Raw genomic sequence first — 21,758 nt, forward strand, 5'->3', positions numbered from 1 at the left:
GTGATCGAAGTCGAAACGTTTCGCTAAGTGAAATGAGGCAGAAGGTAAATGCAAAAACGGTAACCCTGAGGTTACCGTTTTTTATGTTTGCGCCCTCTTACTCTGGAAAGCGCATCAGGCCACACGGAGGCTTAAATCTCGACCTGCGTCCCCAGCTCAATCACGCGGTTAGGCGGGATTTCAAACTGGTCAGGGGCGCGCAGGGCGTTACGCTGCAGGATCAAGTACAGCTTGCCGCGCAGGCGCAGATACCATGGGCGTTTTCCGATGATCAGCGACTCGTGCGACATAAAGAACGATGTCTCCATCATGCGGCAGCTTAACCCTTCCAGGCCGCAGCGGTGGAACACCTCTTCCACGTTCGGCGTTTCGCGCCAGCCGTAGCTCGCCACCACGCGCCAGAAGGTCGGCGATAGCTGCTCAATCTGCACGCGACGCACGTTGTGTACATACGGCGCGTCTTCGGTGCGCAGCGTCAGCAGGATCACGCGCTCGTGCAGCACCTTGTTGTGCTTAAGGTTATGCATCAGCGCAAACGGGATCACGTTCAGCGCGCGAGACATGTACACCGCGGTACCCGGCACGCGCACCGGCGGGGATTTCTCCAGCGAGGCGATCATCGCTTCCAGAGAGTTACCATGCTCGTGCATACGACGCAGCAGGCGGAAACGCTCGCTCTTCCACGTCGTCATCACAATAAACATCACCAGACCCAGCGTCAGCGGCAGCCAGCCACCGGAGACAATCTTGTCGAGGTTAGCGGAGAACAGCGGTACGTCGATGCAGAGGAAACCGACCAGGATCAGCCCGACCAGGAACTTATTCCAGTGCCAGTTACGGTACGCCACCGTGGTGGAGAGCAGAGAGGTCAACACCATCGTTCCGGTCACGGCGATACCATACGCCGCCGCCAGGTTACTGGAGTGCTCGAAGCTGACGATAACAATCACCACAGCAAAATAGAGCAGCCAGTTGACGAACGGAATGTAGATCTGGCCTGACTCCATCTCCGAGGTATGAATAATGCGCATCGGGGAGAGATAGCCCAGACGCACAGCCTGACGCGTCAGGGAGAACACGCCGGAGATCACCGCCTGTGAGGCAATCACCGTCGCCAGCGTCGCCAGGATCAGCATTGGGACCAGCGCCCAGTCAGGAGCCAGCAGGAAGAACGGGTTTTTAATCGCTTCAGGATGTTCAAGCAACAGCGCGCCCTGGCCGAAGTAGTTCAGCACCAGTGAAGGCAGGACAAGGCTAAACCACGCTACGCGGATAGGGAGTTTCCCGAAGTGGCCCATATCCGCATACAGCGCCTCGACGCCGGTAATGGAAAGCACCACCGCACCCAGCGCCACGAACGACACCACTTTATATTCCAGGAAGAAATGCACCGCCCACATCGGGTTCAGCGCATGCAGGACATCCGGGTTAGCAATAATGCTGCGCAAGCCCAGCGCCGCCAGGATCAGGAACCAGGCCAGCATAATAGGTGCGAACAGCTTGCCCACCAGGCCGGTACCGTGTTTTTGTATGGCAAACAGCAGCGTCAGCACGATAATAGCGAGTGGAACGACCCACGTATCAAGCTGCGGCGCGACAATCTCCAGCCCCTCTATGGCTGACATCACCGAAATCGCCGGCGTTATCACCACTTCCCCATAGAAGAAGCTGCCGCCTATCAGGCCGATAATGACCAGTACGGAGGTCATTCTTGCCGACGTATTGCGTCCGGCAAGGGACATCAGGGTCAGAATACCGCCCTCGCCCGCGTTATCAGCACGCATAACGAAAGAGAGATACTTAACGGAAACTACCAGGATCAGCAGCCAGAAGATGAGCGAGAGGAAACCAAATACGGCGTCGCGCTCTACACCAAAACCAAACTGACCGGACAAACATTCACGAAGCGTATAAAGCGGGCTGGTGCCGATATCACCGTAGACAACCCCGATCGCCGCAAGCGTTACTGCGGGTAATGATTGCTTATTATCAGTGCTCATAGACTAGTCTTTTCGTTTGAATAACAAATGTGTGCTTAGTCCCTTGGCCCACAAAAAGCGCACAGTATGCACGATTCAATGCAAAATCGTACCCCTAAATGCTGCCGCATTAATGTAGCGCAAAGAAAATAGCGCCGCACTTCAGCCTATTATCAGGCCAGACCGAAACGTCTATACTCGCTTCAATTAGCCGCCACGACGGCGAAAGGATGCAAAACTATTATGGCTCACTCACATTTATTAGCAGAAAGAATTTCCCGCCTCAGCAGCGCGCTGGAGAAAGGCCTTTTCGAGCGTAGCCACGCCATTCGCCTCTGTTTACTGGCGGCGCTGAGCGGTGAAAGCGTATTTCTGCTGGGACCGCCGGGCATTGCCAAAAGCCTGATCGCGCGCCGCCTCAAGTTCGCATTCCAGAACGCCCGCGCATTTGAGTATTTGATGACCCGTTTCTCCACGCCGGAAGAAGTGTTCGGGCCGCTCTCTATTCAGGCGTTAAAGGATGAGGGACGCTATGAGCGTCTGACGGCGGGCTATCTCCCTGAAGCCGAAATCGTCTTTCTTGATGAGATCTGGAAAGCCGGTCCGGCCATACTGAACACCCTGCTGACGGCGATTAACGAACGCCGGTTCCGCAACGGCGCGAGCGAAGAGAAGATCCCCATGCGCCTGCTGGTGGCCGCGTCAAACGAACTGCCCGAAGACGACAGCAGCCTGGAAGCGCTGTATGACCGCATGCTGATCCGCCTGTGGCTGGATAAAGTGCAGGACAAGTCGAACTTCCGTTCAATGCTGGTGAGCCAGCAGGACGAAAACGAAAACCCGGTGGCAGCGTCATTGCAGGTGACGGACGAGGAATACCACCAGTGGCAGGAGGAGATCGGCAAGATAAAGCTGCCGGATAGCGTATTTGAGCTGATCTTCATGCTGCGCCAGCAGCTTGATTTACTGCCTTCCGCGCCGTATGTCTCTGACCGTCGCTGGAAAAAAGCGATTCGCCTGCTTCAGGCAAGCGCGCTGTTCAGCGGTCGCGATGCCGTCGCGCCAGTCGATCTGATCCTGCTGAAAGACTGCCTGTGGCACGACGCCGAAGGGATGAACCTGATGCAGCAGCAGCTGGACGTTTTGATGACCGGGCACGCGTGGGGCCAGCAGTCGATGCTTAACCAGCTGGGAGCGATTGCCCAACGCCGCCTCCAGCTCCAGCAGCAGCAAAGCGATAAAACCGCGCTAAAGGTGAACCGCCTCGGCGGGATGTTCGCCCGTAAGCCGCACTATGAACTGCCGGCCGAACTGACCGATGACTCGCTCACCCTGCTTCTACAGCAGCCGCTGAAGCTGCATGATATGCAGGTAGTGCACGTGACGCTCGAACGTGTCGCGCTGGCGCAGTGGCTGGATAAAGGCGGCGAGATCCGCGGCAAGCTCAACGGAATTGGCTTTGCCCAGCCGCTGACGATGGAAGTCGACAGCAGCCAGCATCTGGTGATCCGCGACGTCAGCCTTCAGGGTTCGCGCCTTGCGCTGCCGGGCACGGCCTCCGACAGTATCCCGGAGGAGATCAAACAGCAGCTGGAAGCGCTGGATGCCGAATGGCACCGGCAGCACACGCGCTTCAGCGAGCAGCAGAAATGCCTCTTTATCCATAGCGACTGGTTAGGCCGCATTGAAGCCAGCCTTCAGGACGTTGGCGCGCAGATCAAACAGGCGCGTCAATGCTAACGCTGGACACGCTCAACGTCATGCTGGCGGTTAGCGAGGATGGTTTAATCGAAGAGGTTGTTATCACCCTGCTTGCTTCACCGCAGCTGGCGGCCTTCTTTGAAAAATTCCCGAAGCTCAAAAGGGCAATGACGGACGATCTTCCACGCTGGCGCGATAACCTGCGGCAGCGGTTCAAGGAGACGGAAGTTCCGCCGGAGCTGACAGAGGAAGTTGCCGGCTATCAGCAGTGCCAGCGGCTTTCTACGCCGCAGTTTATTGCCCGGCTTCAGCAAACCCTGGCTCTGCTTGATAACGTTCACTCCCCGTTTGCCGGCCAGGCCAGAGCGCTGGTCACGGACAACCCCACCTTCACGCCCGCGCTGCACACGCTCTTTTTACAGCGCTGGCGGCTGAGCCTTGTGGTGCAGGCCACGACCCTTAACCAGCAGCTGCTGGAGGAGGAGCGCGAACAGCTGCTTAGTGAAGTGCAGGAGCGAATGACGTTAAGCGGCCAGCTGGAACAGGTGCTGGTGGAGAATGAAAACGCTGCCGGACGGCTCTGGGATATGAGTGCCGGGCAGCTAAAGCGTGGCGATTATCAGCTGATCGTGAAGTACGGCGACTTTCTGGCAGAGCAGCCGGAGCTGATGAAGCTCGCGGAACAGCTGGGCCGCTCCCGGGAGGCCAAATCGGTCCCAAAGAAAGATGCGCCGATGGAAACCTTCCGCACGCTGGTACGCGAACCCTCCACCGTGCCGGAGCAGGTGGATGGATTACAGCAAGGTGATGACATCCTGCGCCTGCTGCCTACGGAACTCGGCACGCTGGGAATGACCGAACTGGAGTACGAGTTTTATCGTCGGCTGGTGGAAAAACAGCTGCTCACCTATCGGCTGCATGGCGAAGCCTGGCGCGAGAAGATCGGCCAGCGACCGGTAGTGCGTCAGGACTTTGACGAGCAGCCGCGCGGGCCTTTTATTGTCTGCGTGGATACGTCCGGATCGATGGGGGGCTTCAATGAACAGTGCGCAAAGGCGTTCTGCCTGGCGCTGATGCGCGTGGCGCTTGCCGACCGCCGTCGCTGCTACATCATGTTATTTTCCAGCGAAGTGGTGGGATATGAACTGACCAGCTCACAGGGACTGGAGCAGGCGATCCGCTTTTTAAGCCAGCGCTTTCGCGGGGGCACCGATCTGGCCCGCTGTTTTCGCAGCATCATTGAACGTATGCAGGGCGGCGACTGGTACGACGCGGATGCGGTAGTGATTTCCGATTTTATTGCCCAGCGGCTGCCGGACGATGTGGTGAATAAGGTGAAGGAGATGCAGCGCGTTCACCAGCACCGTTTTCATGCGGTGGCGATGTCTGCCCATGGAAAACCCGGCATCATGCGCATCTTCGATCATATCTGGCGCTTTGATACCGGGCTGCGTAGCCGCCTGCTCAGACGCTGGCGACGCTAATCAAAGAAGAGAGCCGACGCTTTCACGTACCTGCTGCGGCCAGACGCCACACTGCACCTGGCCAATGTGGGACAGCTGCAGCAGCAGCATGGTCAGACGAGACTGGCCAATACCGCCACCGATGGTCTGCGGCATTTCACCGCGCAGCAGCGCCTGGTGCCACTCCAGCTTCAGACGATCTTCATCTCCGGTAATGGCCAGCTGACGCTTCAGCGCTTCAGCATCCACGCGGATCCCCATAGACGAGAGTTCAAACGCATCTTCCAGTACCGGGTTCCAGACCAGAATGTCGCCATTCAGACCGGCATACTCGCTCTCGCCCACGGTGCTCCAGTCATCATAATCCGGCGCGCGGACGTCATGACGTTTACCGTCAGAGAGTTTGCCGCCAATGCCGATCAGGAATACCGCCCCCAGCTCTTTGGCGATCGCCCGTTCACGGCCTTTGGCATCCAGATCCGGGAAACGGCTCAGCAATTCCTGACTGTGAACAAAGTGGATCGTATCCGGCAGGAACGGTGCCAGGCCAAACGCTTCGCTCACGGCGGCTTCAGTCGCTTTGATCCCCGCGTAAATTGCCTCAACGGTAGATTTCAGCGTACCGACGTGGCGCTCGCCGTCACCCATTACGCGTTCCCAGTCCCACTGGTCAACGTAGACAGAGTGAATCGGGGAGAGGCGGTCTTCATCGGGGCGAAGGGCTTTCATGTGCGTGTAGAGCCCTTCGCCCGCGCTGAAGTCGTGTTGTCCCAGGGTCTGACGCTTCCACTTCGCCAGTGAATGAACCACTTCGAACTGGGCGTCTGGCAGTGTTTTCACTTTCACCTGTACCGCTTTTTCGCAACCAGACAAGTTATCCTGCGTCCCGTCACCCACGCGGCTCAGAATCGGAGCCTGAACTTCAATAAGGCCAAGCTTCTCTTCCAGCTGGCGAGAAAAATGGGATTTTACGAAACTGATCTGGCGTTGTTTTGCGATGTAAGCGGTTTTCATTATTTATACTCCTGCGTCCTGTTAGTAATGATTAAGCAACAGAACCGGCACCTGATTCAATAACCCATCAACAAAAAGGCGCCTTCACTTTTGATTCGTTAAAATAAGGCGCTAGAATAGACATATTCATTAATCTTCATAAGAAAAAGCTATGGAAAATTATCAGATCGACAATCTGGACCGCGGCATCCTGGAAGCGCTGATGGCCAACGCGCGCACCGCGTATGCCGAACTGGCGAAACAGTTTGGCGTCAGCCCGGGGACGATTCACGTGCGCGTAGAGAAAATGAAGCAGGCAGGGATCATCACCGGCGCGCGCATTGATGTCAGCCCGAAGCAGCTCGGGTACGACGTTTGCTGCTTCATTGGCATTATTCTCAAAAGTGCCAAAGATTACCCTTCCGCGCTCGAGAAGCTGAACGCGCTGGATGAGGTCACCGAGGCGTACTACACCACCGGGCACTACAGCATCTTTATAAAGGTGATGTGCCGATCCATCGACGCCCTTCAGCAGGTACTTATCAACAAGATCCAAACAATCGATGAAATTCAGTCCACCGAGACGCTGATCTCCCTGCAAAACCCGATCATGCGTACTATCCGCCCGTGATCGGGCAAATTCATTCCCACATTTTCCACAGGTAGATCCCAGCTCGTTCACAGCGTACAATGTCCGCCTCTTTATCTGAGCGAGCGATCAATGGCGGACATTACTCTTATCAGCGGCAGCACGCTTGGCGGTGCTGAATATGTAGCGGAACATCTGGCCGAGAAGCTGGAAGACGCGGGCTTTTCCACGGAAACCCTGCACGGACCGCTACTTGACGATCTCCCGACTGACGGGGTCTGGCTGCTGATCACCTCCACGCACGGCGCGGGCGATCTGCCGGATAACCTGCAACCTTTATATGACGAACTGCTGGAACAACAGCCCGATCTGTCAAATGTCCGGTTTGGCGCAGTCGGGATCGGCAGCCGTGAATATGACACGTTCTGTGGTGCAATAGAGAAAGTCGAAGCTGCGGTGACCGCTTGCGGAGCAAAACAGCTGGGTGAAACGCTGAAGATCAACATCCTCGATCATGACATTCCGGAAGATCCAGCCGAGATCTGGTTGGGTGAATGGAAAAATTTACTCAAAAACGATTAAAGTTCGCGCGATCAGATGTGGATAACTCTGGTTAAAAGCTCGTATTAAGCCGTAGTTATCCAAAGTATAACCCTGAGACTGTTTTCGCCCTGTGTATAAAGTGGCGATCTGATCCCAGCTTATACGGTCCAGGATCACCGATCATTCACAGCAAACGATCCTTCCTAACTGCATGATCTTACTTATTGGATCGGACTTATCCACAAAGGTCTGCGATCCTAATAAGAGATCACAATAGAACAGATCTCTAAATAAAAAGATCTTCTTTTTAATAGCCCAGGATCCCAATGCTTTCTCGAAAGACTAAAGTTGAGTAGAATCCACGGCCCGGGCTTCAATCCATTTTCATACCGCTTTACGCGAGGCAGACCACCATGTTTTATCAGGATCCTTTTGACGTCATCATCATTGGCGGGGGTCACGCAGGCACTGAGGCCGCAATGGCCGCAGCGCGAATGGGTCAGCAGACCCTGCTTTTGACACACAATATCGACACGCTGGGACAAATGTCCTGTAATCCGGCGATTGGCGGCATTGGGAAAGGACACCTGGTAAAAGAAGTGGATGCACTTGGCGGCCTGATGGCGAAAGCGATCGATCGCGCTGGCATTCAGTTTAGGATACTAAACGCGAGTAAAGGTCCGGCTGTACGTGCCACCCGTGCACAGGCAGACCGCGTGCTTTACCGTCAGGCCGTGCGCACCGCGCTGGAGAACCAGCCGAACCTGATGATCTTCCAGCAGGCGGTTGAAGATCTTATCGTTGAGAACGATCGTGTTGTGGGTGCCGTGACCCAGATGGGGCTTAAGTTCCGCGCTAAAGCGGTGGTGCTCACCGTCGGGACATTCCTGGACGGCAAGATCCACATCGGTCTGGATAACTACAGCGGTGGCCGCGCCGGCGATCCGCCGTCCATTCCGCTGTCACGCCGTCTGCGCGAGCTGCCGCTGCGCGTGAGCCGCCTGAAAACCGGTACGCCGCCGCGCATTGATGCGCGCACTATCGATTTCAGCGTACTGGCGCAGCAGCACGGCGATAATCCGATGCCGGTGTTCTCGTTCATGGGCAATGCGGCGCAACATCCGCAGCAGGTGCCGTGCTACATCACGCATACCAACGAAAAAACCCATGACGTGATCCGCAATAACCTCGATCGCAGCCCAATGTACGCAGGCGTGATCGAAGGGATCGGGCCACGCTACTGCCCGTCGATCGAAGACAAGGTGATGCGCTTTGCCGATCGCAACCAGCATCAGATCTTCCTCGAGCCGGAAGGGCTGACCTCTAACGAAATTTACCCGAACGGCATCTCCACCAGCCTGCCGTTCGACGTGCAGATGCAAATTGTGCGCTCAATGCAGGGCATGGGAAACGCGAAAATCGTTCGTCCTGGCTACGCTATTGAGTACGATTTCTTCGATCCGCTTGACCTAAAGCCGACGCTGGAGAGCAAATTCATCCAGGGTCTGTTCTTCGCCGGCCAGATTAACGGCACCACCGGTTACGAAGAAGCCGCAGCGCAGGGCCTGCTGGCCGGTCTGAACGCCGCCCGCTTCTCTGCCGAGAAAGAGGGCTGGGCACCGGCGCGTTCTCAGGCCTATCTGGGCGTGCTGGTTGACGATCTCTGCACCCTGGGAACCAAAGAACCGTACCGTATGTTTACCTCTCGCGCGGAATATCGTCTGATGCTGCGCGAAGACAACGCCGATCTGCGTCTGACCGAGATCGGCCGCGAGCTGGGTCTGGTGGACGACGACCGCTGGGCGCGCTTCAACGAGAAGCTGGAGCGTATCGAACAGGAACGTCAGCGTCTGAAAACCACATGGGTAAACCCGCAGGCGGAAACCGCTGCCGAAGTAAACGCTCACTTAACTGCGCCGCTTTCGCGTGAGGCCAGCGGTGAAGATCTGCTGCGTCGTCCGGAAGTCACGTATGAGAACCTGGTCAAACTGACGGCGTTCGCGCCGGGCCTGGAAGACGCTGAAGCGGCTGAGCAGGTCGAAATTCAGGTGAAATACGAAGGTTACATCGCGCGCCAGCAGGATGAGATCGAGAAACAGCAGCGCAACGAAAATACGCTGCTGCCGGAAATGCTGGACTATCGTCAGGTGACGGGCCTTTCCAACGAAGTGATCGCTAAGCTGAACGATCACAAACCTGTGTCGATTGGCCAGGCCTCGCGTATCTCCGGCGTCACACCCGCCGCGATTTCGATTCTGCTGGTGTGGTTGAAAAAGCAGGGCATGCTGCGCCGTAGTGCGTAATGCCCTGAATATTGCCCGGTGGCGCTGCGCTTACCGGGCTTACTGAACCCCGTAGGGCGGGTTAGCGAAGCGTCACCCGCCGCTTAAGTATCTCAACAGGTATTCACCGTGCTCAATAAACTCTCTCGTCTGCTGGAACAGGCAGGTATTTCGCTCACCGATCACCAGAAAAACCAGCTGGTGGCCTACGTCGATATGCTGAACAAATGGAACAAAGCGTACAACCTGACTTCCGTACGCGATCCCAACGAGATGCTGATTCGCCATATTCTCGATAGCATCGTGGTGGCGCCGTATCTTAACGGTGAACGTTTTATCGACGTAGGTACGGGTCCGGGCCTGCCGGGGGTTCCGTTGTCCATTGTCCGTCCGGAGAGTCATTTCACGCTGCTGGATAGCCTGGGCAAGCGCGTTCGCTTTTTACGCCAGGTCCAGCATGAACTGAAGCTGGAAAACATCACGCCCGTGCAGAGCAGGGTAGAGGCGTTTCCGGCAGAGCCGCCGTTTGACGGGGTTATCAGCCGTGCCTTTGCCTCGCTCAACGATATGGTGAGCTGGTGTAAGCACCTGCCGGCAGAAAATGGCCGTTTTTATGCGCTTAAAGGGCAGCTCCCGGGGGATGAAATTGAGCAGCTTCCGGACGGCTATACTGTCGAATCCATTGAGAAACTCCAGATTCCTCAGCTCGATGGCGAGCGCCATCTGGTTATAATTAAGCCAAACTCTTTTTAAAAAATTAATAAAAAATGTGGAATTTGTGCTGTTCTGATCGTGTTAAAAAACAGCACTTCCAGCCAGAACGGACGCTGGTTAATTTAACCTTGTTGTTACTATGGATTTTCTTGTGGTTAACCTTACCTTATTCATTCACCATGAAGATAATCAACAATGAAAATATCAGCCTGCTAAAAGTGGGTGCTGGCAACCAGAATGTGATGTTAAATATTTATTAAGAATGTCAATAAAAGGTTTTTGTTGTAGATAAGCCTGTTTTAAAAATAGTTGCGAATTTTTATCTTGAATTTCATAAAGATGGAATAAAGCGTTTTACGTCTTTGATAAATACAACTTTATCGCAAATGTGCAATTTGTGATCTTGTGCACGCTTTATCATCAACGTTTTCGCGCTGTTTGCAGTTTCGCCTGAAGGTCGACGCTTTGGTCAAAAGTTGAAAAATAGCGCTGGGGAAAAATATTTAAACATTTATTCACCTTTTCGCTACTTAATGTTTGAAATCACGGGTACGCACCGTATAATTTGACCGCTTTTTGATGCTTGACTCTGAGCCTTAAAGGACGTTTTATACGACACGCGGCATACCTCGAAGGGAGCAGGAGTAAAAACGTGATGTCTGTGTCGCTCTTGAGTAGAAACGTTGCTCGTAAGCTTCTGTTCATTCAGTTTCTGGCTGTGATAGCAAGTGGACTGCTGTTTAGCCTCAAAGACCCCTTCTGGGGCATCTCCGCCGCGTGCGGGGGTTTGGCGGTAGTGCTGCCAAACGTGTTGTTTATGATTTTTGCCTGGCGTCATCAGGCGCATACACCTGCCAAAGGCCGCGTGGCCTGGTCCTTCGCTCTCGGCGAAGTGTGTAAGGTGTTGCTGACCTTTGCATTGCTGGTGATGGCGCTGGCGGTTTTGAAAGTGGTATTCATGCCGCTGATAGCAACGTGGGTTTTGGTGCTGGTGGTACAAGTTCTGGCTCCAGCTGTAATCAATAACAAAGGGTAAAAGGCATCATGGCTTCAGAAAATATGACGCCGCAGGATTACATAGGTCACCATCTGAATAACCTTCAGCTGGACCTGCGTACATTCTCGCTGGTGGATCCACATCACCCCCCGGCCACCTTCTGGACGATCAACATCGACTCCATGTTCTTCTCGGTGGTTTTGGGTCTTCTGTTCCTGGCCATGTTCCGCAGCGTTGCTAAAAAGGCGACCAGCGGTGTTCCAGGGAAATTCCAGACGTTCGTTGAGATGATCATCGGCTTCGTTCATGGCAGCGTGAAAGACATGTACCATGGTAAGAGCAAGCTGATTGCTCCGCTGGCCCTGACCGTGTTCGTTTGGGTGTTCCTGATGAACCTGATGGACCTTCTGCCTATCGATTTCCTGCCGTGGATCGGCGAGCATGTCTTCGGTCTGCCTGCTCTGCGCGTGGTTCCGTCTGCGGACGTGAACATCACCCTGTCGATGGCGCTGGGCGTGTTTATCCTGATTCTTTTCTACAGCATCAAAATGAAAGGCGTAAGCGGCTTTGTGAAAGAGCTTACCTTGCAGCCGTTCAACCACTGGGCGTTTATTCCGGTCAACCTGATCCTGGAAGGCGTTAGCCTGCTGTCCAAACCTGTTTCACTGGGTCTGCGACTGTTCGGCAACATGTATGCGGGTGAGCTGATTTTCATTCTGATCGCGGGTCTTCTGCCGTGGTGGTCACAGTGGATTCTGAATGTGCCATGGGCCATTTTCCACATCCTGATCATTACGCTGCAAGCCTTTATCTTCATGGTTCTGACGATCGTCTATCTGTCGATGGCGTCTGAAGAGCACTGATTTTTTACCAACACTACTACGTTTTAATTGAAACAAACTGGAGACTGTCATGGAAAACCTGAATATGGATCTGCTGTACATGGCTGCCGCTGTGATGATGGGTCTGGCGGCTATCGGTGCTGCGATCGGTATCGGCATCCTCGGAGGTAAATTCCTGGAAGGCGCAGCGCGTCAACCGGATCTGATTCCTCTGCTGCGTACTCAGTTCTTTATCGTTATGGGTCTGGTGGATGCAATCCCAATGATCGCTGTAGGTCTGGGTCTGTACGTGATGTTTGCTGTCGCGTAGTAGTTGTTTTAAAACCCCAAGCCACAGAAATTTAAGAGGTATTGTGCTGTGAACATGAACGCAACAATCCTCGGCCAGGCCATCGCGTTTATTATCTTTGTCTGGTTCTGCATGAAGTATGTATGGCCGCCTTTAATGGCTGCCATCGAAAAACGTCAGAAAGAAATTGCTGACGGTCTGGCTTCCGCAGAACGCGCTAAGAAAGATTTGGACCTTGCACAGGCCAACGCGACAGACCAGCTGAAAAAAGCGAAAGCTGAAGCTCAGGTAATCATTGAACAGGCTAACAAACGCCGTTCACAGATCCTGGACGAAGCCAAAGCTGAAGCAGAACAGGAACGTACTAAGATCGTGACACAGGCTCAGGCTGAAATTGAAGCTGAGCGTAAACGTGCTCGTGAAGAACTGCGTAAGCAGGTTGCGATTCTGGCTGTTGCTGGCGCCGAGAAGATCATCGAACGTTCCGTGGATGAAGCTGCTAACAGCGACATCGTGGACAAACTTGTCGCTGAACTGTAAGGAGGGAGGGGCTGATGTCTGAATTTGTTACGGTAGCTCGCCCCTACGCCAAAGCAGCTTTTGACTTTGCTGTCGAACACCAAAATGTCGATCGCTGGCAGAACATGCTGGCGTTTGCCGCTGAGGTGACGAAAAACGAACAAATGGCCGAGTTGCTTTCCGGTGCGTTAGCACCTGAAACTCTCGCCGCGTCGTTTATCGCCGTGTGCGGAGAGCAACTGGATGCCAACGGCCAGAACCTGATTAAGGTAATGGCAGAAAATGGTCGTCTCCGTGTGCTCCCGGATGTTCTCGAGCAGTTTGAGCACTTACGTGCCCTTAGTGAAGCAACCGCTGAAGTTGAAGTAACTTCCGCGACTGAACTGAGTGACGAACAGCTTGCGAAAATCACTGCCGCGATGGAAAAACGTCTGTCACGCAAAGTTAAGCTGAATTGCAAAATCGATAAGTCTGTAATGGCAGGCGTAATCATCCGCTCGGGTGATATGGTCATTGATGGCAGCGTACGCGGCCGTCTTGAGCGCCTTGCAGACGTCTTGCAGTCTTAAGGGGACTGGAGCATGCAACTGAATTCCACCGAAATCAGCGAACTGATCAAGCAGCGCATTGCTCAGTTCAGTGTTGTGAGTGAAGCTCACAACGAAGGTACTATTGTTTCTGTAAGTGACGGTGTTATCCGCATCCACGGCCTGGCCGATTGTATGCAGGGTGAGATGATTTCCCTGCCGGGTAACCGTTACGCTATCGCACTGAACCTGGAGCGCGACTCCGTAGGTGCAGTTGTGATGGGTCCATACGCTGACCTCGCCGAAGGCATGAAGGTTAAGTGTACTGGCCGTATTCTGGAAGTGCCGGTTGGCCGTGGCCTGCTGGGTCGTGTTGTTAACACCCTGGGTGCGCCAATCGACGGTAAAGGTCCGGTTGAGCACGATGGCTTCTCCCCAATCGAAGTTATCGCACCGGGCGTTATCGACCGTCAGTCCGTTGATCAGCCAGTGCAGACTGGTTATAAGTCCGTTGATGCCATGATCCCAATCGGTCGTGGTCAGCGTGAACTGATCATCGGTGACCGTCAGACCGGTAAAACCGCGATGGCAATCGACGCCATCATCAACCAGCGTGACTCCGGCATCAAATGTGTGTACGTGGCTATCGGCCAGAAAGCGTCCACCATTTCCAACGTGGTTCGTAAACTGGAAGAGCACGGCGCGCTGTCTAACACCATCGTTGTTGTGGCTACCGCTTCTGAATCCGCTGCACTGCAATACCTGGCACCATACGCCGGTTGCGCAATGGGCGAATACTTCCGTGACCGCGGTGAAGATGCGCTGATCGTATACGATGACCTGTCTAAACAGGCCGTTGCTTATCGTCAGGTTTCCCTGCTGCTCCGTCGTCCACCAGGACGTGAAGCATTCCCGGGCGACGTATTCTACCTCCACTCTCGTCTGCTGGAGCGTGCTTCCCGCGTTAACGCGGAATACGTCGAGAACTTCACCAAAGGTGAAGTGAAGGGTAAAACGGGTTCTCTGACCGCGCTGCCGATCATTGAAACCCAGGCGGGTGACGTTTCTGCGTTCGTTCCGACTAACGTAATCTCCATTACCGATGGTCAGATCTTCCTGGAAACCAACCTGTTTAACTCCGGTATTCGTCCGGCGGTTAACCCGGGTATCTCCGTATCCCGTGTTGGTGGTGCTGCTCAGACCAAGATCATCAAGAAACTGTCCGGTGGTATCCGTACCGCACTGGCACAGTATCGTGAACTGGCTGCGTTCTCTCAGTTCGCATCCGATCTGGACGAAGCAACCCGTAAACAGCTGAGCCACGGTCAGAAAGTGACCGAGCTGCTGAAGCAGAAACAGTACGCTCCAATGTCTGTTGCTCAGCAGGGCCTGGTACTGTTCGCGGCTGAACGCGGTTACCTCGAAGATGTGGAACTGGCGAAAATCGGTAGCTTCGAAGCCGCTCTGCTGGCTTACGTCGACCGTGATCACGCTCCGCTGATGCAAGAGATCAACCAGACCGGTGGCTATAACGACGAAATCGAAGGCAAGCTGAAAGCTATCCTCGATTCCTTCAAAGCAACCCAATCCTGGTAATCGTCCGGCGGCTTGTCTCAGGACAAGCCGCCTGGCATTGAGGAGAAGCTCATGGCCGGCGCAAAAGAGATACGTAGTAAGATCGCAAGCGTCCAGAACACGCAAAAGATCACTAAAGCGATGGAGATGGTCGCCGCTTCCAAAATGCGTAAATCGCAGGATCGCATGGCGGCCAGCCGTCCTTATGCAGAGACCATGCGCAAAGTGATTGGTCACCTTGCAAACGGTAATCTGGAATATAAGCACCCTTACCTGGAAGAACGCGACGTTAAGCGCGTAGGCTACCTGGTGGTGTCGACTGACCGTGGTCTGTGTGGCGGCTTGAACATTAACCTGTTCAAAAAACTGTTGGCGGATATGAAAGGCTGGTCCGATAAAGGCGTTCAGTGCGATCTGGCACTGATTGGCTCTAAAGGCGTCTCTTTCTTTAACTCCGTTGGCGGCAACATTGTCGCTCAGGTGACCGGTATGGGTGATAACCCGTCCCTGTCCGAACTGATCGGCCCGGTTAAAGTGATGTTGCAGGCCTATGATGAAGGCCGTCTGGACAGACTGTACGTTGTCAGCAACAAATTTATTAACACCATGTCTCAGGTGCCAACGCTCACTCAGATGCTGCCTTTACCGGCATCAGAAGATGACGAGCTGAAACAGAAAGCCTGGGATTACCTGTATGAACCCGATCCGAAACCGCTGCTGGATACCCTGCTGCGTCGTTACGTTGAATCTCAGGTTTATCAGGGCGTTGTAGAAAACCTGGCCAGCGAGCAGGCCGCACGAATGGTGGCGATGAAAGCCGCGACCGATAATGGCGGCAGCCTGATTAAAGAGCTGCAGTTGGTTTACAACAAAGCTCGTCAGGCCAGCATTACTCAGGAACTCACCGAGATCGTCTCGGGGGCCGCCGCGGTTTAACCAGGTTTACGAATTACGTAGAGGATTCAAGATGGCTACTGGAAAGATTGTCCAGGTAATCGGCGCCGTGGTGGACGTCGAGTTCCCTCAGGACGCCGTACCACGCGTGTACGACGCGCTTGAGGTACAGAATGGTAACGAGAGCCTGGTGCTGGAAGTTCAGCAGCAGCTCGGCGGCGGTATCGTGCGTACCATCGCCATGGGTTCTTCCGACGGTCTGCGTCGTGGTCTGGAAGTTAAAGACCTTGAGCACCCGATCGAAGTCCCGGTAGGTAAAGCAACACTGGGTCGTATCATGAACGTATTGGGTCAGCCAATCGACATGAAAGGCGACATCGGTGAAGAAGAGCGTTGGGCTATCCACCGCGCGGCACCTTCCTACGAAGAGCTGTCCAGCTCTCAGGAACTGCTGGAAACCGGCATCAAAGTTATCGACCTGATGTGTCCGTTCGCGAAGGGCGGTAAAGTTGGTCTGTTCGGTGGTGCGGGTGTAGGTAAAACCGTAAACATGATGGAGCTGATCCGTAACATCGCGATCGAGCACTCCGGTTACTCCGTGTTTGCGGGCGTAGGTGAGCGTACTCGTGAGGGTAACGACTTCTACCACGAAATGACCGACTCCAACGTTCTGGACAAAGTTTCCCTGGTTTACGGCCAGATGAACGAGCCACCAGGAAACCGTCTGCGCGTAGCGCTGACTGGTCTGACTATGGCTGAGAAGTTCCGTGACGAAGGCCGTGACGTTCTGCTGTTCGTTGATAACATCTACCGTTATACCCTGGCCGGTACGGAAGTATCCGCACTGCTGGGTCGTATGCCTTCTGCGGTAGGTTATCAGCCAACGCTTGCGGAAGAGATGGGTGTTCTTCAGGAACGTATCACCTCTACCAAAACCGGTTCTATCACCTCCGTTCAGGCGGTATACGTACCTGCGGATGACCTGACTGACCCATCTCCAGCAACCACCTTTGCTCACTTAGATGCAACCGTGGTACTGAGCCGTCAGATCGCGTCTCTGGGTATCTACCCGGCCGTTGACCCGCTGGACTCCACCAGCCGTCAGCTGGATCCACTGGTTGTTGGTCAGGAACACTACGACACCGCGCGTGGCGTACAGTCCCTGCTGCAACGTTACCAGGAACTGAAAGACATCATCGCCATCCTGGGTATGGATGAACTGTCTGAAGAAGACAAACTGGTGGTAGCACGCGCGCGTAAGATCCAGCGCTTCCTGTCCCAGCCGTTCTTCGTTGCGGAAGTATTCACCGGTTCTCCAGGTAAATACGTTTCCCTGAAAGACACCATCCGTGGCTTTAAAGGCATCATGGAAGGCGAATACGATCACCTGCCAGAGCAGGCGTTCTACATGGTTGGTTCCATCGAAGAAGCCGTGGAAAAAGCCAAAAAACTTTAACGCCTTAATCGGAGGGTGATATGGCAATGACTTACCACCTGGACGTCGTCAGCGCAGAGCAACAAATGTTCTCTGGTCTGGTCGAGAAAATCCAGGTAACGGGTAGTGAAGGTGAACTGGGTATTTTCCCGGGTCACGCACCGCTGCTCACCGCCATTAAGCCTGGTATGATCCGCATCGTTAAACAGTTCGGTCACGAAGAGTTTATCTATCTGTCCGGCGGCATTCTTGAAGTGCAGCCTGGCAGTGTGACCGTTCTGGCCGATACCGCTATTCGTGGCCAGGATCTCGACGAAGCGCGAGCCCTGGAATCGAAGCGTAAGGCTGAAGAGCACATTAGCAGCTCTCATGGTGACGTGGATTACGCTCAGGCGTCTGCGGAGCTGGCCAAAGCGATCGCCAAACTGCGCGTTATCGAGTTGACCAAAAAAGCGATGTAACACCGGCTTGAAAAGCACAAAAGCCAGTCTGGTTCCCAGGCTGGCTTTTTTTATGGCTTCGTCCAGGGTCTGAACTTTATTCATGCGGCAAAAAAATAGCTAACCTGTTGTCGCTGCTGGTTACTTACCGTGGGAATGCTATATTCCAGAGAAAAAGGGGTTTACTCTGCCCCTAAAGATGGCCTCAAATAGCCATTACAGGCCGATGTTGAACGTTTTAACACCACTCCATTTTTTTGCGCAAAATATGTAGAATTTTCAACATCAAAGGGTTTAACTTCTCACATAAATTACAGTCAGGACGCGTATGTTGAATAATGCGATGAGCGTGGTCATCCTTGCCGCTGGCAAAGGCACCCGCATGTATTCCGATCTTCCTAAAGTGCTCCACACACTGGCAGGAAAGCCTATGGTGAAGCATGTCATTGATGCAGCAAATGAATTAGGTGCCAGCCAGGTACATCTGGTTTATGGCCATGGCGGTGATTTGCTGAAAAAAACGCTGCATGACGATAAGCTCAACTGGGTGCTACAGGCAGAACAGCTGGGTACCGGTCATGCAATGCAGCAGGCTGCACCCTTCTTCGCCGATGACGAAGATATCCTTATGCTCTACGGCGACGTCCCGTTGATTTCCGTAGAAACCCTGACTCGCCTGCGTGAAGCCAAACCGCAGGGCGGCATTGGGTTGCTAACCGTTGTACTGGACGATCCGAGCGGCTATGGCCGTATTACCCGTGAAAACGGCAACGTGACGGGAATTGTCGAGCATAAAGATGCCAGCGAAGCGCAGCGTAAAATTCAGGAGATCAACACCGGTATCCTGATTGCGAACGGTGCCGATCTGAAGCGCTGGCTGTCGAAGCTCGACAACAACAACGCCCAGGGTGAGTACTACATTACCGATATTATTGCGATGGCGTACCGTGAAGGGCGTGAAATTGCCGCCGTTCATCCGGCACGCATCAGCGAAACGGACGGGGTTAACAACCGTTTGCAGCTGTCCCGCCTTGAGCGTATTTACCAGGCCGAGCAGGCTGAAAAGCTGCTGCTGGCGGGCGTGATGCTGCGCGATCCGGCGCGTTTCGATCTGCGCGGCACGCTGGCCCACGGGCGCGACGTTGAAATTGATACTAACGTTATCCTGGAGGGTAACGTGACGCTGGGCAATCGCGTCAAAATTGGCGCCGGCTGCGTGATTAAAAACAGCGTTATCGGTGACGACTGCGAAATCAGCCCGTACAGCGTGGTGGAAGATGCGCATCTTGAAGCGGCGTGCACCATCGGTCCATTTGCGCGTCTGCGCCCAGGCGCCGAGCTGCTGGAAGGTGCTCACGTGGGCAACTTCGTCGAGATGAAAAAAGCGCGTCTGGGCAAAGGCTCCAAGGCTGGTCATCTGACCTATCTGGGCGATGCAGAAATTGGCGATAACGTGAACATTGGTGCAGGTACCATCACCTGTAACTATGACGGTGCCAATAAGTTTAAAACCATCATCGGCGACGACGTGTTTGTTGGCTCAGACACGCAGCTGGTGGCGCCCGTCACCGTAGGTAATGGCGTGACCATTGCTGCCGGAACGACCGTAACGCGCGATGTAGCGGATAACGAGTTAGTGTTAAGCCGCGTGCCGCAGGTACATAAGCAGGGCTGGAAACGCCCGGTGAAGAAAAAGTAACGACAATCTACACCCCTCACCCTGACCCTCTCCCCATAGGGGAGAGGGGAACTGAATGGTGCGGTTTTCACCCTCTCCCCTGTGGGGAGAGGGCTGGGGTGAGGGGATAATATAATCCTCCCCCCACAGGCAGTACCCATAACAATAACCCCACTCTCTACAAGGCTCGGGGCGCCCGGAAAGGGCAAATACAGGTCAGCGACAACGCATGGCATAACGCCATAATCAGGAAATCTAACTATGTGTGGAATTGTTGGCGCAGTTGCGCAGCGTGATATTGCTGAAATCCTTCTCGAAGGTTTACGTCGTCTGGAATACCGTGGCTATGACTCTGCCGGTCTGGCCGTTGTTGATGCAGAAGGTCATATGACCCGTCTGCGTCGTCTCGGTAAAGTGCAAATGCTGGCCCAGGCCGCGGAAGAACATTCCCTGCACGGTGGCACCGGTATCGCGCATACCCGCTGGGCGACCCACGGCGAGCCGTCGGAAGGCAACGCGCACCCGCATGTGTCTGAACACATCGTGGTGGTGCATAACGGCATTATCGAAAACCACGAACCGCTGCGCGAAGAGCTGAAAGCGCGCGGCTATACCTTTGTCTCTGAAACTGACACCGAAGTGATTGCTCACCTCGTACACTGGGAGCTGGCACAGGGCGGTACGCTGCGTGAAGCGGTGCTGCGCGCTATCCCTCAGCTGCGCGGCGCTTACGGCACGGTAATTATGGACTCCCGCGATCCGTCCACGCTGCTGGCTGCGCGTTCCGGTAGCCCAATGGTGATCGGTCTGGGCATGGGCGAAAACTTTATCGCCTCCGACCAGCTGGCGCTGCTGCCGGTTACCCGCCGCTTCATCTTCCTGGAAGAGGGCGACATTGCGGAAGTTACGCGTCGCAGCGTGACCGTATTCGACACCAAAGGCGAGCAGGTTAAGCGTCAGGAGATCGAATCAAACCTGCAGTACGACGCGGGCGACAAAGGCGCCTACCGTCACTACATGCAGAAAGAGATCTACGAGCAGCCAAACGCGATTAAAAACACCCTGACCGGGCGCATCAGCCACGGTGAGGTGGATCTGAGCGAGCTGGGCGCAAACGCCAACGAGCTGCTGGGCAAGGTTGAGCACATTCAGATCGTGGCCTGCGGTACCTCTTACAACTCAGGTATGGTCTCTCGCTACTGGTTTGAATCTCTGGCGGGCGTGCCGTGCGACGTGGAAATCGCCTCTGAATTCCGCTATCGCAAATCCGCGGTGCGTCGTAACAGCCTGATGATCACCCTTTCCCAGTCAGGCGAAACGGCGGATACCCTGGCGGCGCTGCGTCTGTCTAAGGAGCTGGGCTACCTGGGCTCGCTGGCAATCTGTAACGTGCCGGGCTCCTCGCTGGTGCGTGAGTCCGATCTGGCGCTGATGACCAAAGCGGGCACCGAAATCGGCGTGGCCTCCACCAAAGCGTTTACCACTCAGCTGACCGTTCTGCTGATGCTGGTGGCAAAACTGGCGCGTCTGAAAGGCCAGGATGCTTCCGTTGAGCACGACATCGTGCACGGCCTGCAGGCGCTGCCGAGCCGTATCGAGCAGATGTTGTCTCAGGACAAACGCATTGAAGCGCTGGCTGAAGACTTCTCTGACAAACACCATGCCCTGTTCCTGGGTCGTGGCGATCAGTACCCGATTGCGCTGGAAGGCGCGCTGAAGCTGAAAGAGATCTCCTACATCCACGCTGAAGCTTACGCCGCAGGGGAACTGAAACACGGCCCGCTGGCGCTGATCGACGCGGATATGCCGGTTATCGTCGTGGCACCAAACAACGAACTGCTGGAAAAACTGAAATCTAACATCGAAGAAGTGCGCGCCCGTGGCGGTGTTCTGTATGTCTTCGCGGATAAAGATGCCGGTTTCGCCAGCAGCGACAACATGCACATCATCGAGATGCCGCATGTGGAAGAGGTGATTGCGCCGATCTTCTACACCGTACCGCTGCAGCTGCTGGCTTACCACGTCGCGCTGATCAAGGGCACCGACGTTGACCAGCCGCGTAACCTGGCGAAATCCGTTACCGTAGAATAATCCTTCCAGGCTCCACCATCCGGTGGGGCCTTTTTTATGACAATCCGTCATTTTCAGCTATTTTATCAGTGTCACATAAAGAAAATATTACTGAAAACAGGCTGTCATGTTATCTGGTAATCTCTTGATAAATAAAGAGAGTTTGACTTGTTTTTAAGTGAAATTTTCTTTGTCATAAAACTGTCATAATTCGTACATTTATCTGTC

At 54.4% G+C, this 21,758-nt stretch carries 19 protein-coding genes; 17 read left to right on the top strand and 2 right to left on the bottom strand.

Translation table 11 applies throughout. The features are described from left to right. Positions 1-131: 131 nt before the first annotated feature. A complete protein-coding gene (gene kup / locus MOQ06_RS17960) occupies positions 132-2,000 on the bottom strand; it encodes a low affinity potassium transporter Kup (protein WP_148420340.1) in 1,869 nt (622 codons plus the stop codon). 222 nt (positions 2,001-2,222) lie between these two features. Between kup and ravA the strand changes: the two genes are divergently transcribed. Beyond that, the gene (ravA, locus tag MOQ06_RS17965; protein ID WP_242174250.1) at positions 2,223-3,719 is read left to right on the top strand and encodes an ATPase RavA; all 1,497 of its coding nucleotides are present in this window, start codon (positions 2,223-2,225) and stop codon (positions 3,717-3,719) included. Further along, entirely contained in the window at positions 3,713-5,164 is a 1,452-nt protein-coding gene (gene viaA, locus MOQ06_RS17970; protein WP_242174252.1) for an ATPase RavA stimulator ViaA, read from the top strand. The genes ravA and viaA overlap by 7 nt, the downstream gene beginning before the upstream one ends. Here viaA and asnA read toward each other — a convergent pair whose 3' ends face one another. Continuing rightward, a complete protein-coding gene (gene asnA / locus MOQ06_RS17975) occupies positions 5,165-6,157 on the bottom strand; it encodes an aspartate--ammonia ligase (RefSeq protein WP_242174253.1) in 993 nt (330 codons plus the stop codon). Between the two features lie 151 nt (positions 6,158-6,308). Here asnA and asnC point away from each other — a divergent pair, with 151 nt between their 5' ends. The 15 genes from asnC to glmS all read left to right on the top strand — a co-directional run bounded on the left by asnC (position 6,309) and on the right by glmS (position 21,551). Further along, positions 6,309-6,767 carry a transcriptional regulator AsnC gene (gene asnC / locus MOQ06_RS17980; RefSeq protein WP_003862383.1) on the top strand — a complete coding sequence of 153 codons (459 nt, stop codon included), beginning with the start codon at positions 6,309-6,311 and terminating at the stop codon, positions 6,765-6,767. A gap of 90 nt (positions 6,768-6,857) precedes the next feature. Continuing rightward, positions 6,858-7,307 carry an FMN-binding protein MioC gene (mioC, locus tag MOQ06_RS17985; protein ID WP_020882767.1) on the top strand — a complete coding sequence of 150 codons (450 nt, stop codon included), beginning with the start codon at positions 6,858-6,860 and terminating at the stop codon, positions 7,305-7,307. A 374-nt stretch (positions 7,308-7,681) separates the two neighbouring features. Continuing rightward, positions 7,682-9,571: a tRNA uridine-5-carboxymethylaminomethyl(34) synthesis enzyme MnmG gene (gene mnmG, locus MOQ06_RS17990; RefSeq protein WP_242174255.1), complete on the top strand. Its 1,890-nt coding sequence runs from the start codon at positions 7,682-7,684 to the stop codon at positions 9,569-9,571. A gap of 108 nt (positions 9,572-9,679) precedes the next feature. Beyond that, on the top strand, positions 9,680-10,303 hold the full coding sequence (gene rsmG, locus MOQ06_RS17995; RefSeq protein WP_193355456.1) for a 16S rRNA (guanine(527)-N(7))-methyltransferase RsmG: 624 nt from the start codon (positions 9,680-9,682) through the stop codon (positions 10,301-10,303). 616 nt (positions 10,304-10,919) lie between these two features. Beyond that, the gene (gene atpI / locus MOQ06_RS18000) at positions 10,920-11,300 is read left to right on the top strand and encodes a F0F1 ATP synthase subunit I (RefSeq protein ID WP_003862375.1); all 381 of its coding nucleotides are present in this window, start codon (positions 10,920-10,922) and stop codon (positions 11,298-11,300) included. Positions 11,301-11,308: 8 nt separating this feature from the next. Then, positions 11,309-12,124, top strand: coding sequence for a F0F1 ATP synthase subunit A (gene atpB / locus MOQ06_RS18005; RefSeq protein WP_148420346.1), 816 nt, complete (start codon positions 11,309-11,311; stop codon positions 12,122-12,124). A 49-nt stretch (positions 12,125-12,173) separates the two neighbouring features. Continuing rightward, positions 12,174-12,413, top strand: a complete 240-nt coding sequence (gene atpE, locus MOQ06_RS18010) for a F0F1 ATP synthase subunit C (RefSeq protein WP_000429386.1) — start codon at positions 12,174-12,176, stop codon at positions 12,411-12,413. Between the two features lie 48 nt (positions 12,414-12,461). Continuing rightward, positions 12,462-12,932 (top strand): F0F1 ATP synthase subunit B, encoded by a 471-nt coding sequence (gene atpF / locus MOQ06_RS18015; protein WP_013099406.1) that lies wholly within the window; start codon positions 12,462-12,464, stop codon positions 12,930-12,932. Positions 12,933-12,946: 14 nt separating this feature from the next. Beyond that, positions 12,947-13,480 carry a F0F1 ATP synthase subunit delta gene (atpH, locus tag MOQ06_RS18020; protein WP_003862369.1) on the top strand — a complete coding sequence of 178 codons (534 nt, stop codon included), beginning with the start codon at positions 12,947-12,949 and terminating at the stop codon, positions 13,478-13,480. 12 nt (positions 13,481-13,492) lie between these two features. Next, the gene (gene atpA / locus MOQ06_RS18025) at positions 13,493-15,034 is read left to right on the top strand and encodes a F0F1 ATP synthase subunit alpha (protein WP_006808751.1); all 1,542 of its coding nucleotides are present in this window, start codon (positions 13,493-13,495) and stop codon (positions 15,032-15,034) included. Between the two features lie 51 nt (positions 15,035-15,085). Continuing rightward, positions 15,086-15,949, top strand: coding sequence for a F0F1 ATP synthase subunit gamma (gene atpG, locus MOQ06_RS18030; RefSeq protein ID WP_003862364.1), 864 nt, complete (start codon positions 15,086-15,088; stop codon positions 15,947-15,949). A 31-nt stretch (positions 15,950-15,980) separates the two neighbouring features. Beyond that, a complete protein-coding gene (gene atpD, locus MOQ06_RS18035) occupies positions 15,981-17,363 on the top strand; it encodes a F0F1 ATP synthase subunit beta (RefSeq protein WP_003862362.1) in 1,383 nt (460 codons plus the stop codon). A gap of 20 nt (positions 17,364-17,383) precedes the next feature. Next, positions 17,384-17,803 carry a F0F1 ATP synthase subunit epsilon gene (locus MOQ06_RS18040; protein ID WP_006177560.1) on the top strand — a complete coding sequence of 140 codons (420 nt, stop codon included), beginning with the start codon at positions 17,384-17,386 and terminating at the stop codon, positions 17,801-17,803. Positions 17,804-18,110: 307 nt separating this feature from the next. Then, positions 18,111-19,481 (top strand): bifunctional UDP-N-acetylglucosamine diphosphorylase/glucosamine-1-phosphate N-acetyltransferase GlmU, encoded by a 1,371-nt coding sequence (gene glmU, locus MOQ06_RS18045; protein WP_242174257.1) that lies wholly within the window; start codon positions 18,111-18,113, stop codon positions 19,479-19,481. A 240-nt stretch (positions 19,482-19,721) separates the two neighbouring features. Next, positions 19,722-21,551, top strand: a complete 1,830-nt coding sequence (glmS, locus tag MOQ06_RS18050) for a glutamine--fructose-6-phosphate transaminase (isomerizing) (RefSeq protein WP_148420348.1) — start codon at positions 19,722-19,724, stop codon at positions 21,549-21,551. Positions 21,552-21,758 lie beyond the last annotated feature (207 nt).

The sequence above is a fragment of the Enterobacter sp. I4 genome (assembly GCF_022669095.1).
GTDB lineage: Bacteria > Pseudomonadota > Gammaproteobacteria > Enterobacterales > Enterobacteriaceae > Enterobacter > Enterobacter pasteurii.